The 12729-nt window shown below is 41.4% G+C and carries 13 protein-coding genes; 5 read left to right on the top strand and 8 right to left on the bottom strand.

Annotation, left to right across the window (positions count from 1 at the left end):
* Positions 1 to 30: 30 nt before the first annotated feature.
* Together FC98_RS12885 and FC98_RS12880 are read left to right on the top strand one after the other, a co-directional pair.
* The gene (locus FC98_RS12885; protein WP_054655232.1) at positions 31 to 561 is read left to right on the top strand and encodes a GNAT family N-acetyltransferase; all 531 of its coding nucleotides are present in this window, start codon (positions 31 to 33) and stop codon (positions 559 to 561) included.
* A 4-nt stretch (positions 562 to 565) separates the two neighbouring features.
* Complete coding sequence (locus FC98_RS12880; protein WP_054655234.1) at positions 566 to 1282, top strand: B3/B4 domain-containing protein; 717 nt, start codon at positions 566 to 568, stop codon at positions 1280 to 1282.
* A gap of 258 nt (positions 1283 to 1540) precedes the next feature.
* On the opposite strand, the gene FC98_RS12875 is transcribed toward FC98_RS12880, so the two are convergent.
* The 3 genes from FC98_RS12875 to FC98_RS12865 form a co-directional block, all read right to left on the bottom strand.
* Positions 1541 to 2044, bottom strand: a complete 504-nt coding sequence (locus FC98_RS12875; protein ID WP_008855687.1) for a DNA-3-methyladenine glycosylase I — start codon at positions 2042 to 2044, stop codon at positions 1541 to 1543.
* Between the two features lie 120 nt (positions 2045 to 2164).
* Positions 2165 to 2758, bottom strand: a complete 594-nt coding sequence (locus FC98_RS12870) for a zinc ribbon domain-containing protein (RefSeq protein ID WP_056949688.1) — start codon at positions 2756 to 2758, stop codon at positions 2165 to 2167.
* A gap of 245 nt (positions 2759 to 3003) precedes the next feature.
* Complete coding sequence (locus tag FC98_RS12865) at positions 3004 to 3630, bottom strand: LbetaH domain-containing protein (protein WP_008855689.1); 627 nt, start codon at positions 3628 to 3630, stop codon at positions 3004 to 3006.
* Between the two features lie 87 nt (positions 3631 to 3717).
* Here FC98_RS12865 and FC98_RS12860 point away from each other — a divergent pair, with 87 nt between their 5' ends.
* The 3 genes from FC98_RS12860 to aldA all read left to right on the top strand — a co-directional run bounded on the left by FC98_RS12860 (position 3718) and on the right by aldA (position 8318).
* Positions 3718 to 4896: an NAD(P)-dependent oxidoreductase gene (locus tag FC98_RS12860; protein ID WP_008855690.1), complete on the top strand. Its 1179-nt coding sequence runs from the start codon at positions 3718 to 3720 to the stop codon at positions 4894 to 4896.
* Positions 4897 to 5170: 274 nt separating this feature from the next.
* Positions 5171 to 6292, top strand: coding sequence for an NAD(P)-dependent alcohol dehydrogenase (locus FC98_RS12855; RefSeq protein WP_040470846.1), 1122 nt, complete (start codon positions 5171 to 5173; stop codon positions 6290 to 6292).
* A 553-nt stretch (positions 6293 to 6845) separates the two neighbouring features.
* Positions 6846 to 8318, top strand: a complete 1473-nt coding sequence (gene aldA, locus FC98_RS12850; protein ID WP_008855693.1) for an aldehyde dehydrogenase — start codon at positions 6846 to 6848, stop codon at positions 8316 to 8318.
* Positions 8319 to 8431: 113 nt separating this feature from the next.
* Here the strand turns inward: aldA and yaaA are convergent, their stop codons facing one another.
* The 5 genes from yaaA to FC98_RS12825 form a co-directional block, all read right to left on the bottom strand.
* Positions 8432 to 9181 carry a peroxide stress protein YaaA gene (gene yaaA, locus FC98_RS12845; RefSeq protein ID WP_054655236.1) on the bottom strand — a complete coding sequence of 250 codons (750 nt, stop codon included), beginning with the start codon at positions 9179 to 9181 and terminating at the stop codon, positions 8432 to 8434.
* Between the two features lie 39 nt (positions 9182 to 9220).
* Complete coding sequence (locus FC98_RS12840) at positions 9221 to 9940, bottom strand: sulfite exporter TauE/SafE family protein (RefSeq protein WP_056949686.1); 720 nt, start codon at positions 9938 to 9940, stop codon at positions 9221 to 9223.
* 38 nt (positions 9941 to 9978) lie between these two features.
* Positions 9979 to 11394 (bottom strand): DHA2 family efflux MFS transporter permease subunit, encoded by a 1416-nt coding sequence (locus tag FC98_RS12835; RefSeq protein ID WP_040470848.1) that lies wholly within the window; start codon positions 11392 to 11394, stop codon positions 9979 to 9981.
* A gap of 578 nt (positions 11395 to 11972) precedes the next feature.
* On the bottom strand, positions 11973 to 12278 hold the full coding sequence (locus tag FC98_RS12830) for a hypothetical protein (protein ID WP_008855697.1): 306 nt from the start codon (positions 12276 to 12278) through the stop codon (positions 11973 to 11975).
* Complete coding sequence (locus FC98_RS12825) at positions 12275 to 12640, bottom strand: hypothetical protein (RefSeq protein ID WP_008855698.1); 366 nt, start codon at positions 12638 to 12640, stop codon at positions 12275 to 12277. The genes FC98_RS12830 and FC98_RS12825 overlap by 4 nt, the downstream gene beginning before the upstream one ends.
* Positions 12641 to 12729 lie beyond the last annotated feature (89 nt).

Raw genomic sequence — 12729 nt, 5'->3', positions numbered from 1 at the left:
CTCCGCTCACTTATTTTAGGAGGTCAATTTTTGACAATAACAATTAGAAAATGCACGTTAGCTGATATGGCTGACTTACAACAAATCAGTCGGGTAACCTTTGCGGATACGTTTGGGGATGCCAACACTGAAGCTGATTTAAGCGCTTATCTTAACGATGCCTATAGTCAGTCACAATTACGGAAGGAACTCACGAATCCCAATTCCCAATTTTTCTTCGTTTTTAAAGATGAAATACTTGCTGGTTATTTAAAGGTTAATGTTTTGGATGCTCAAACTGAGAAAATGGGACAGAGTGATTTGGAAGTTCAGCGGATCTATATCCTGCCACAGTATAAACGGCATGGATTGGGACGGAAATTGATTAATCAAGCAATCACAATTGCCCAGAAACTACATAAAACTGGTATTTGGCTTGGTGTTTGGGAGAATAATTTGGGAGCGATTGCTTTTTATCAACAGCTTGGTTTTAAACAAGTGGGTGATCATGTCTTTACGTTGGGGAATAGTCCGCAGCGAGATCTTATTTTGGAGAAACGGATTGAAATAAAAGGAGTGTAACGGTATGAAACAATTCATTTTAGACCCAGGGGTGGTTGATCTTTTCCCCGATGTTCAGATTAATGTGATGACGCTTCAAGGGATCGACAATCACATTCAGGCTGATAAGCTTGATTATTTTCAAACATTACTGGATGAAGGAACAAAGGCTGCTCAGCAATTTATCACGGTTGAGCCATTTCGTGAAAATCCAGTTGTGGATCAGTGGCGCCAAGCATTTCGCCAATTCAAGACTAAGAAGGGTGCCCGGGCGACGACTGAGGCGTTATTAAAACGAGTGAGTCAGGGAAAGACTTTTTCGCCAATTATGCCCCTGGTGGACATCTATAACAGTGTTTCATTAAAGTACGGTGCCTCGTGTGGTGGTGAGGACGTTGACGCCATTGTGGGGGATATGCATCAAGGGATTGCTAAGGGTGGCGAGTCATTCTTGCCATATGGTGAAACAGAAGATATGCCGGCGTTATCTGGAGAGGTTTGCTACTTAGATAATAAGGGCGCAGTCTGCCGTTGCTTTAACTGGCGTGAGTCTCAGCGGACGGAACTGACTGAAGCGACTACTAATCCCATTCTGGTGATTGAATCGATTAATCGGGAACAGGCTAAGCGTGCAGACAGCGCGATTATTGAACTCCAAAAACTATGTGACGATTTCTTCAAGGTTGAGGGAACCCTTCAGAAGGTAACGGCTGATAATAGGGCAGTGGTGATTAGTGAATAATATCGGTCGTCTTGCTCTTGATTCGGACTAATGGTTCGGACAAAAGCTGATTTTTCGCTTGTAAATGTAAATTGGATCACGACTAATATTTAGCTAAAACGGCTGTAACACGCAGCTGATTTTTGCCATTTAAACAAATAGCGCAATCATTCCAATTTCGGGAATGTTTGCGCTATTTGTTTAAATGCTGGGATCAAAATGTCTTCTACCAGTTTCTTTTGTATATTTTGAGAACTAATTGGGATGCGTTTTTACCACTTATTCTTCATTAAGCTTCAAGATGCCAGTTCCCACAAGTAGCAGTTCCATGGTCGTTGGGCCTACGAAGGTGAACCCACGTTTTTTCATATCTTTTGCAACAACTGCGCCCAATCCATGAGAATCATGGCCTAATGGTCCCGTTACAGTATCTTCTTTTGGCTTAAATGACCATAGGTAGTCCGCTAAATTTTTGAATTCGGGTGATAGATTCATCGTTGCCCGAGCATTTTGAATGACAGCTTTGATTTTTCTGGGGTTCCGGATCATCTCGGGATTTTCTTCGAGAGCTTCTAAATCCATTTCGGTAAAATTAGCAATTTCAGCCACGTTAAAATGGGCAAATACTTTATCAAAGACGGGAATTTTGCTAGCGGCGACCCGCCAATTTAAGCCTGGCTGAAAAACATTTACGGTTAACATTTCAAACATAACCCGGGGATCATGAACCTCTGTCCCGAATAATTGGTGATAGATTTCAATCCCACTCTTAGATTCTGCCATTCCTATCGCTCCTTATTAAAATCGATTTAGTTATGATCACGAAATTAGCGTATCACTTATTTTATAATAAGGATAAAAAAGCGCCTCGGGAATTGCCCCGGGACGTGAACTTTTCAGTAGTTATTTTGAATAATTACCCGCAATGTCATAGGTAACTTTTCCTGATTTAATTTTCAGCAGGGTCTTTTTAGAATCACCTTTAACCTTTTTTGTTTTGACCTTAATGTCAGCGTATTTTTTATTTGCGTAAACACCCGCGAATGCTCGTGAACGGTTCCTTAGCTTTTTAACCAAGATATTCCATTTAGCGGGCTTACCATTTTTAAGCTGGTTAAGTGCCTTACTATTTTTAGAAACTTTTATCGTGATGCCTTTATTTTTATCAACCTTAACACTTGGTTTCTTGCCATACACAGTGTTTTTCTGATCGTTAAAGAGGTACTGCTTGAGTTCTCGCTCAATTTTGCTATGGCTAGGGCCGTCCTGAAGGCTACACGAGCTTCCCACCGCAAAGATAAGCAAGACGGCAACTAACAGGCTGATAAATCGGCCAGATGGTTTTTGATACCATTTAAGAATTCGTTCTACCCTTGGATTATCTGTTTCATTCTCTTCAAGCCAAGGTTGTTTGGCACCACAATACGGACAAAAGTTTGAGTATGTGGGAATTTTTTTGCCACACATCACACAGGACTTTGTCTTTTCATTAGACATGCTTGTTCCTCCAATATGTACTAGTCGTTAAGATCCCAATTAATTATAGCAAAGAATTCCCTTTCCGAACCATTAATATGCGGTAATAAACCGCAATTTACTAAAATTTCCGGTTAAAGAGGAAATGGTTGAGTAAGTAATCGCTAAAATATAAGCTGTTAATCTTAACGTTCTGATCTGAATGCCAAGATTAACAGCTTATATTGTAGAGCTAAGTGTCAAACAATCCATGAGTTAATTTTAAATTATTGTGGTAAATGTTTATCCACGAACTCCTCAATCGGTAACCTGAAATCTAAATAATACTTTTCAAGATCTTCACGTGACCAGTCCCACCAAGCAATTTTTTGTAAGTCAGTCTTAATTTCGTCTGGAAAACGGTCTTTGATTGGTTTGGCAGGGACGCCGCCAACGATGGTGTAAGGCGCAACGTCTTTGGTTACCACGGCTCCCGAGCCAATAACTGCGCCGTTGCCGACCGTCACGCCAGCTTGGATAATAACGCCATGACCAATCCAGACGTCATTGCCAATGGTCGTTCGAATTGTTTTCCGGTGTTCCAAAAACGCAGTGTCTGGATGGCCGAAACCATAGGCGCCACCGTTATAAAACGAAATATGTTGAGCGGCCCGGTCATAGGGATGGTTAGTTGGCCCAATTCGGATCATGGCCGCCATGCTGATGAATTTCTTTAAGTCACTGTTTTGAATGAAACAATATTGACCGGTATAGGTGTAATCACCAATTGTACTGTTGTCGATTAAATTACTGCTGCCAATTTCCACCCATTCACCGAAAGTAGTATTCTTAGTTTGGGTTGATTTTCCAATCGTTGGTTTGTCTTTTGATAGCTTCACAAAATCAATATGCATGTTTAATGACCTCTTTTTCCCAAGATGTTTTTCTATTTATCCATTATAATCTGTTTATTAATAATATAGTTAAAAGGAGCTCAAAAAATGTATGAAGTTAAAACAATTGACCGGTTTGATTTAACCGATTTTGCTGGCGACATTTTTAAAGAATCCAATACCAATACGCCGGATGCCATTTTAGTCAGAAGTTCGCACGTTGATAGTCAGCTAATCTCAAAGCGATTGCTGGTCATTGCCCGTTCTGGAACCGGCGTCAATACAATTAACCTGGAGGCTTGCACAGCTAATGGAACCGCGGTGTTTAACACGCCTGGCGTTAACGCGAATGCTGTTAAAGAGTTAATTATTCAAAACCTGTTTCGGTGCGTGCGACCACTAAACGCCGCAATTAAGATGATGACGGGCTTGAAGGCCACTGAGGGTGAAAGCTTACAAGAAGTTGCCGAAGCTAAACGGGGTGATTTTATTGGCGAAGAATTATACGGGAAAACGATTGGTATTCTAGGCTTAGGAACTATTGGACAACGCCTGGCTGATTCGTGTTATCACATGGGGATGCAAGTGATTGGTTTTAACCGAAGTCGTAAAAATCTCCGCCACGTTCAGCAGTTTGAAACGATTGACGAGGTGTTAAGCCTCGCTGATTTTGTCGTTGTTCTTTTACCGCTAACAAATGAAACTAAGGGGATGCTTTCGACTGAAAGTTTTGAGCTAATGCGCGACAATGCTTATTTATTGAACTTTGGGCGCGGTGACATTGTTGACAACGATGCACTGATTTCGGCGCTTGATCATAATGAACTGGCTGGCTATATCAGTGACTTTCCAACCACTAAGCTGCAAAATCATCCTAATATTACCTTACTGCCACACCTGGGCGGAAATACGATTGAGGCACTAACGCATTCTGCCAATACGATTCTCCAAAACTTACTGGATTTTTTGGAGTATGGGACGGTTCGCCGATCAGTTAATTTTCCCCAAGTTGATTTACCGTTCACCAGTCCCCAGCGATTAACGTTTTTCTCCTATGCCCGAGAAAGTTTATGGGCGGACGTAAATGAGATTGTTAATCAATATGAGGTGCCGGTTAAGGAAATGATGGGAAATACTCGGGAAGGGTATGCCTATACAATTGTTAATACTGACTTGACGTCACTCTCTGCCCAAAAGACGCAAGCAATGATTGCGGAAATTAACAGTATCGACGAAATGTTACGGGTTCGGGTGTTGAACAATCCAACTTGGCAAAATTGGCATTAGGTTGGGGTGCCATTTCAAAAATAACTATTTTACTAGGAATAATGCCCAGCTTAACTTGACTAGTGATATGAATCTGTTTGGATTGAGTTGCTTTTAATTAATACCCGCCTATAATTAAGGATGTAAGCGGTTGTGGAAATACAGCTAATTATTAAATTGTTTAGAAGAAATTATCAGAAAATTGATTCTTTTTAAGAAATCACTTTAATAATTAGCTTTTATTTTGCCTATGATTGCTCATCTATTAACAAATAAAAACATTGGAGATGTGATTATGCGAATCAAAGCAGCTGTTGTTAATAAAAAAGGCGGAGATTTTGAAATTAAGGATGACGTTGAATTAGCTGATATGCAGGCTGACGACTTACAAGTTCATATGGTTGCCACCGGTATCTGTCATTCTGACGAAGCATTGCGTAAGGGAACCGCCGAAATTGGTTACCCAATCGTTTTAGGTCACGAAGGTTCTGGCATTGTTGAAAAGGTTGGCCCGGAAGTTAAGAACTTCAAGCCCGGTGATCACGTTGTCATGTCGTTTTATGGCTGTGGCAACTGTATTAATTGCTTAAAGGGAATTCCAACTCAATGTTTGAACTATGCCGCAAACAATTTGTCAGGTGTTCGGCCTGACGGTAGTGCGCACTTTACTGAAAATGGGCATGATGTTGCTGACATGTTTGATCAGTCATCGTTTACGACGACCACGGTGGTTCGTGAACGGAATGCTGTTAAAGTACCAAAAGATCTGGACTTACGGGAATTAGGACCTCTTGGCTGTGGCTACGTGACTGGTAGTGGGACCGTCTTTAATACCTTGAAGCCAGAACCAGGTTCAACAATCGCTGTCTTTGGTACTGGTGCGGTTGGTTTGGCTGCTATGATGGCTGGCCGAATCTCTGGTTGCACGAGAGTGATTGCTGTCGATATCGTGCCATCTCGGTTGAAGTTAGCTAAGGAGTTAGGTGCTACTGATACGATCAATAGTAAAGACCAAGATGCTGTGAAAGCTATTCAAGATTTGACGGACGGCCATGGGGTTGATTATGCGGTTGATACCACTGGCGTTAAGAAAGTCATGGAAGACTCAATTCAAGCATTGGCTCAAGGTGGCACAACCGCCACAATCGCGGTTACTGACCAACACATTGACTTGGATACTTGGAACGACCTTTGCACTAGCGATCGTAAGGTTGTCGGTGTTAACATGGGTGACTCAATTCCACAAGTGGATGTCCCACGCTTGATTCGATTCTATCAACTAGGGATGTTTGACTTTGATAAGACTGAGAAGTTCTACAAGTTTGAAGATATCAACCAAGCGAATGCTGATTCAGTTAGCGGCAAGACAATCAAACCCGTATTAATTATCGACCCGGATTACAAGCCTGGTAACTAAGTTTAAATTTAAATTTAGTTGTTAAAATAGGATTAGCTAATTTTGTTTTCTTTTTTGATAGTAAGTAGCGGTAAAGACAGTGGATTTTTAACTATCCATACTAGCTGCTAGTAAGATATCTTAAAATGATGAATGAATGGCTAAGCCCATAGATTAGAAGCACTTCTGATGAGGAAGGGGCTTCTTTTTTGTGTTTTCACGAACGGTGTTTATTGCTATTGATACTGATGATACTGATTACAACTCAAGAGCTAAATGCTTGTGAAATTTGCCAGTTTCTAATAGAATTAGGGCGTAAAAACGGTTAACGTTAGATTGTCATTTTCGTCATTGAGTTTGAATGATTAAATCATGTAGGAAGGGAGCTTGAATGACTATTTAATGTATTATCTAATGAAAGCGCTATCAACTGTTTAATGGCTAAGCGTTAAATTAACGGGTTGTTTCTGGGTCAAAGCTTCAAAAGGTAGTTGTTAGCGTCGTATCTATTTCTGCTGCAATGGTATTTAAGTGACTATGACTGACAGGTTAGTAGAAAGGGAGCAAATGCATTATGGCACAAAATATTGCTAGTAAACACTATCAAATGTACATCAATGGTGAGTTTAAAGATTCTGAGTCAGGCAATGAGATTACCGTCCTGAATCCCTCAACTGGTGAAGTGATTTCAACGGTTCCAGAAGCAACTCGCGAAGAGGCCCAGGAAGCAGTTAACGCAGCTTATGAAGCTGAAAAAACCTGGAAGCTAGTTCCTGCCGCTACTCGGGGCCAATATTTGCATGACGTTGCTGATGAAATCCGAAAGAACAAGGATCGCTTCGCTGAAATGCTTCAAGAAGAGCAGGGGAAAATCAAATCATTAGCCATGACCGAAATTCTATTTTCAGCTGACTACTTTGACTACATGGGGAGTGCTTCAAAAACCTATGAAGGCGAGATCTTGCAGTCTGAAAATAAGTATGAGAATATCATGATTGCTAAACAACCGATTGGCGTTGCGGTTGGGATTTTGCCTTGGAACTTCCCGTTCTTCCTAATTGCTCGAAAGATGGGACCGGCTTTAGTAACCGGGAATACGATTGTGTTGAAGCCAAGTTCAGATACGCCAAACTTAGCGCTTGAATTTGCGAAGACCGTTGAAAAAGTTGGAATTCCAAAGGGCGTTGTGAACATTATTTCTGGTCGTGGCTCAATTGTCGGTGATGAATTGACTAAAAATGATAAAGTGGGCATCATCAGTTTGACTGGGTCCACCAACTCAGGTAAGCGTGTCATGGCTGGTGCCGCAGAGCATATTGCCAAAGTTTCGCTTGAATTAGGTGGCAAGGCGCCTGGTATTATTTGCAAAGATGCCGATATTGATTTCGCCGTTCAATCAATTATTGACTCACGAATTGATAATAATGGGCAAATCTGCAACAACTGTGAGCGACTTTACGTTCAAGAAGACGTTGCTGATGAAGTGATTGAGAAATTGTCCAAAAAGATGTCTGAAGTAACCGTTGGCGACCCAATGGAAGATGAAAATATTGGCATGGGCCCACTCATCAACCAAGCTGCTTTGGATAAAGTATCTGGGATGGTTGACCGTGCGGTTGAAGCTGGTGGCAAGATTACTACCGGTGGCCATGTCTTGAACATCAAGAATGGCTTCTATTACGAACCAACCGTGATTACCAATGTTAAGCAGGATTCAGAGATTGTTCAAAACGAAATCTTTGGCCCAGTTCTACCAATTTTAACCTTCAAGACATTGGATGACGCCATCGAAATGGCGAACGACACGAAGTATGGCTTGACTTCTTCAATCTTTACCCAAAATCTCGACACTGCAGCCCGAGCAGCTAATGAGTTGGAAGCCGGCGAAACTTACATTAACCGGTTCAATTTTGAAGCAATGAACGGCTCACATGCTGGTTGGAAACAATCAGGGGTTGGCGGTGACGATGGCAAGCACGGGATTGAAGAGTTCTTAAATACCCACACCGTTTATCTGCAAGGCCATCCGGAAAATGCGAAGGGATAAATAAGTTTGCTGAAATGGCTTGTTGAATCATCCAAAATCTTTATATCGTAATAAGGAAGCACTACCGGTTCGTTCGATAAGTGCTTCCTTATTTTTGCCTTTAGGGATGATAATCAGTCATTACCCTTAATGAAGACAATCTTGGTATTTGTTGAATGTGATGGACTATATTGATAGTTAGGCGAGTTAAACCCCTTCAATGCAGTGATTGTTTGAACTTGATTTTCTGCCATGAAGCGGACCATTTCCCCACGAGCCATTTTTGCTAAGGTTGCTCTGGTTTTGAGCTTACCATCAACTTCATGGGCAAAAATAATATCAATCAATTGGTCCTGGGGCTTCAGGTAGGGGGTGATTGCCTTGGCGTATTCTTTAGAAGCTAAATTTATAATTGGTTCATTATTGACGCCAAGCGCTTGGTATAAACGATTACCCCAAAATCCGTATAGATTACGAGCACCACTCACTGATAAGCCTGCACCCATTTCTAGTCGATAAGGAACAATTCCGTCAAACGGTTTTAAGATGCCATAGAATCCCGATAAGATTCGAAGATTGTCTTGAAGATAGGTCAACGCCGATTCGGTTAATAGATCAGCAGCTAAGTATTGGTATTGAATTCCTGAGAAGCTTAAGATAGCGGGAGTTAGCTGCTTGGTTAAGTCAGTTTGCTGGAGCTGATTGTAAGTCGGTTGGGTTAACTTATCGCTGGTTCGCCAAAGATGCTTGGCTTCGTCATAGGTTAGTTGGCGTAAAGCTGCCAGTAACTGTTGGGCTTGTTTGAGATAGACGGGCATCCCTTGAATTTCAAAATCGTCTTGGTTGATAACCATTTTTTTAGCCGGTGAAATAATGATTTTCATAACAATTACCCTGAAATCCTTTCATTTCGCAAAGGTTAGTTATTGGAACAGATAAAATAAGCCGCTGATACCAATTAGGCTAAAGACGCATTTTTTAATCATCTGGATATTCATACGAGCTGTGATCCGATTCGCGATGATTGTCCCGATGACACCACCAACAATGCCAATCAAGATAAGGGGGATATCATTGGGTCCTAAAATGCCATTATAAAATCGAACGCTGGTAACATATAGTTGATCCATTAAAAAGAACGTTTGAATGCAGGCAAGATATTCTTCCTTGGTATTTGCTAGTGCTAGAAAATAAAGGGCCATCAACGGACCACCAATGCCAAATAAGCCGTTAAAAAAGCCGGAAATAACCATAAAAATAATGGCAACGTAGATTGGGTAATGTTTTCGACCGTCTGACTTGGCCAGTAAAAAGTAGCCGGATAATGCCACAAGCAGACCGCCGAGCATCGATTTCAATAAATGGACATCAATTGAGTTAACCAATCTTAATGCAATAAACGCCACGCTTGCATAAACTAGGAACGGCCAAATAATCCGCTTTAGATTAAGACTGTGACGATAGCGCCAAGCCAACATGAGATTTGAGATTGACATAATTAAAGAGGCCACCCCAGCGCTTTGGGGGATTGGCAGTATACTTGGTAAAAAAACCATTAACACGATTGCTGAACCAAAACCGGTGACGCCTTGGACAATGCCAGCAAGAACGGCAGGTAGTAAGACAAAAAATAAAGTTGTCATATTTCTGATCTCCCTTGAACAACTTATTAACGATAGCGTTAAATTTTTGAAAGGTGAGCTGATCCGTGAAAGTGGGGCTTTGGCGTGTGTGAATGTTTTGTGTATAATTTTCTGGACACCATCAGTGCAGCAATTAAGAATAGCAAGCACATCGTAAAGCCAGCTTGGATACCAATTTGCTGATGATTAGGTTGATGGCTGAATCCGTGGCTGGTAATGTTGATCGTGGCAACGATGATTGCTGTGCCAAAAGAGGCAGCAATTTGACGCAAGGTGTTGAAAGCTGCGACCCCGTCAGAAATCAAGTCATTTGGTAAGTAAGACAGGGCCTGCGTTTGGATTGGAATCAAGATGAGCACTAAGCCAAGTTGGCGAATGGTTTGACCCAGCGTCAGCATGCCAACTGAAGCGTTGACGTCAATGAACGCTTGCATCATTGTCCCAAAGCAATCAATTAAAATTCCGATGGTGACGATAATCCGAACCGGGTAACGGTCAAAGAGGCGACCACTTACGGGGGACATAAATCCGGTAAGCAACGCACCAGGTAACAGGGCTAAACCAGAAATAATCGCACTTTTGCCCATAATGGTTTGAATTAATAGTGGCAATAGAATCGTATTACCGTACATTGTTGAGACAATCAATGAGTTAACAATGGTTGCGGTGGTAAACTGAGCGTTTTTGAAGACAGCCAGATTAACAAAGGGATGATCTGATTTTCGCTGGGTACTGATAAATGTGGAAATTAAAATTAACCCAACTAAAAAGGGAAGCCAAACGGTTAGCGACGTTACTGGGGACTCGCCGACGTTTGAAAAGCTCCACAGTAACCCTAATAATCCAAAGCTAATTGTTATGAGGCCTTCAACGTTAAATTGAGGTTCTTGGCTAGTTGGAATCTTGGGAAGAGAAATAATGGCTAAACCTAAGTCGAGAATAATGAAGGGCAGTACCAAAATAAATAGGTAACGCCATGAAAAATAGTCCAAGATAATTCCAGAAAGCGTTGGGCCAATGATTGGTGAAAAGTTAAAGGCTAACCCGACAATTCCCATAACGGCACCTTTTTGGCCCCGGCCAGCATACCGGATAGCCAAAATGTTAACCAGGGGCATCATCATTCCGGAACCGATTGCCTGGATCATCCGGCCGATAATAAGCGTGAAAAAATTAGGTGCTAGGGCGCCAAAAATGGTTCCCAGCAAAAAAATGGTGCTAAACGAAATAAATAGGGAACGGAATGTAAACTTCTTAGTGAGGTAAGCACTGACTGGGATCATAATTGCATTGACTAACACGTAACCATTACTGACCCATTGCACGGTTGATGAGGAAATCGCGAATACCCGCATAAAGGTTGGTAAGGCAACGTTCATTAAGGTTGAACAAAGGATTCCAAAGAAGGTACCAAATACCATAATAAATAATGCATGCTTAATTTCTTTTGACATTAATAGACCTTCTAGATATGTATTTTTGTATAGGGCAACTTTAAATAGTTTAAGAAAAATAGATAACGAAGTCAATATGCTGAAATAAAGTGAGCGGAGCAAAGCGGTTAGAAACTGGAACATAAGTCTCCGCTAATATAAATCCCTGGTTTTGAGGGATTCTTATTAGTGGTGCTTATGTGGAAGTTTCTGCTTTGTGCAGCTGTCCTAAATAAAGTGAGCGGAGCAAAGCGATTAGAAGCTGGAGCCTAAGTCTTCTTGCCCGGAAATCCTGGTTTTGGATTTTTGGGCAAGAAGACTTAGGTGCAAGCTTCTGCTTTGTGCAGCTGTCCTAAAATAAGGTGATGGTTATTTAGGGATGCTGAAGCCAGAAATAAAAAATTACTAGTTGCAACCAACTTAAAATTTGGCAGGATGGCGCGTTTAGTTAGTCATCATTTATCCTTACAAAAACGCTAGCTAAAGCTGATTTTGTATCAGTTTTAACTAGCACTTTTGCAATGAGTGAACGAGTTATCAAAGGGACTTCTTCGTTGTGAGTTTCGGTCATTAAACGATATGAATCAGACGGCTGATGGTTAGTTACTTGAGCTCACTAGTTGGACAACCATACTGGGTTCACCGCCTGGAATTGCTCGATAGACAGCATAATCGCCGGGCTTCAGGTTATAATCTTGCAAGACGCCGTTAGCTTCAACTTTGAAGCCAGCAACTTCGTAATAGGCGTGGCCATCAACTGGTTCGTCAGTTAAGGTTACTTGAACTGATTCTAAGGGAGCTGTATCAAGTGAAGCTCGACGTAAAGCTAAATACTGATTATTAATTGAATCTACCGTGATGGTAATTGAGTTATCAGTACATGGGGCGGTAAAAGTTTCTTTCAATATAAGTGACTTCCTTTTTTGAATTCTGCGTGACGAATATTGTCTATATTAATTGTAACGGTTTTATCGGTCTGAAAGTAAACTAAATGATCGTTGGTACCAATGACAATCCCGTCAATATTATAGACGGTTAGGTAAGCATCCCCATTTAGCTGCAGCGTAATCCACTTTGAATTTTCCCAACTCTTTTGTAAAACCTGATCGATGGTTTGAGCATCTTGCTGTGGCAAACGGGGAGTTGGCACCTCGTTTGCCTTTTTATCGGTCATGTCCTGAGTATGGTCGCTTAAAAAATACCCTAACCACTTCATCATCCCGCGGTCGTTATAAAGCCATTCGTCACGGGGAACATTGCGAATCATACAAATCACCTCCGTATGTCTATGATACGAACATACGTTTGCGTAGTCAAGAAGAAATAGTGAGCGTAGCAAAGCGGTTAGAAAGTGGA

Origin of the sequence: Lentilactobacillus kisonensis DSM 19906 = JCM 15041 (assembly GCF_001434135.1) — a bacterium.
In the GTDB taxonomy this organism is placed as follows: domain Bacteria; phylum Bacillota; class Bacilli; order Lactobacillales; family Lactobacillaceae; genus Lentilactobacillus; species Lentilactobacillus kisonensis.
This window is presented reverse-complemented; position numbering and strand designations above follow the sequence as displayed.

Bases quoted from the DNA above. Each gene is read 5' to 3' on its own strand.
- FC98_RS12875 (WP_008855687.1), bottom strand. From the start codon at position 2,044: ATGGCAGAATCTAAGAGTGGGATTGAAATCTATCACCAATTATTCGGG.
- aldA (WP_008855693.1), top strand. From the start codon at position 6,846: ATGGCACAAAATATTGCTAGTAAACACTATCAAATGTACATCAATGGT.
- FC98_RS12835 (WP_040470848.1), bottom strand. From the start codon at position 11,394: ATGTCAAAAGAAATTAAGCATGCATTATTTATTATGGTATTTGGTACC.
- FC98_RS12840 (WP_056949686.1), bottom strand. From the start codon at position 9,940: ATGACAACTTTATTTTTTGTCTTACTACCTGCCGTTCTTGCTGGCATT.
- FC98_RS12825 (WP_008855698.1), bottom strand. From the start codon at position 12,640: ATGATTCGCAATGTTCCCCGTGACGAATGGCTTTATAACGACCGCGGG.
- yaaA (WP_054655236.1), bottom strand. From the start codon at position 9,181: ATGAAAATCATTATTTCACCGGCTAAAAAAATGGTTATCAACCAAGAC.
- FC98_RS12865 (WP_008855689.1), bottom strand. From the start codon at position 3,630: ATGCATATTGATTTTGTGAAGCTATCAAAAGACAAACCAACGATTGGA.
- FC98_RS12860 (WP_008855690.1), top strand. From the start codon at position 3,718: ATGTATGAAGTTAAAACAATTGACCGGTTTGATTTAACCGATTTTGCT.
- FC98_RS12880 (WP_054655234.1), top strand. From the start codon at position 566: ATGAAACAATTCATTTTAGACCCAGGGGTGGTTGATCTTTTCCCCGAT.
- FC98_RS12870 (WP_056949688.1), bottom strand. From the start codon at position 2,758: ATGTCTAATGAAAAGACAAAGTCCTGTGTGATGTGTGGCAAAAAAATT.
- FC98_RS12855 (WP_040470846.1), top strand. From the start codon at position 5,171: ATGCGAATCAAAGCAGCTGTTGTTAATAAAAAAGGCGGAGATTTTGAA.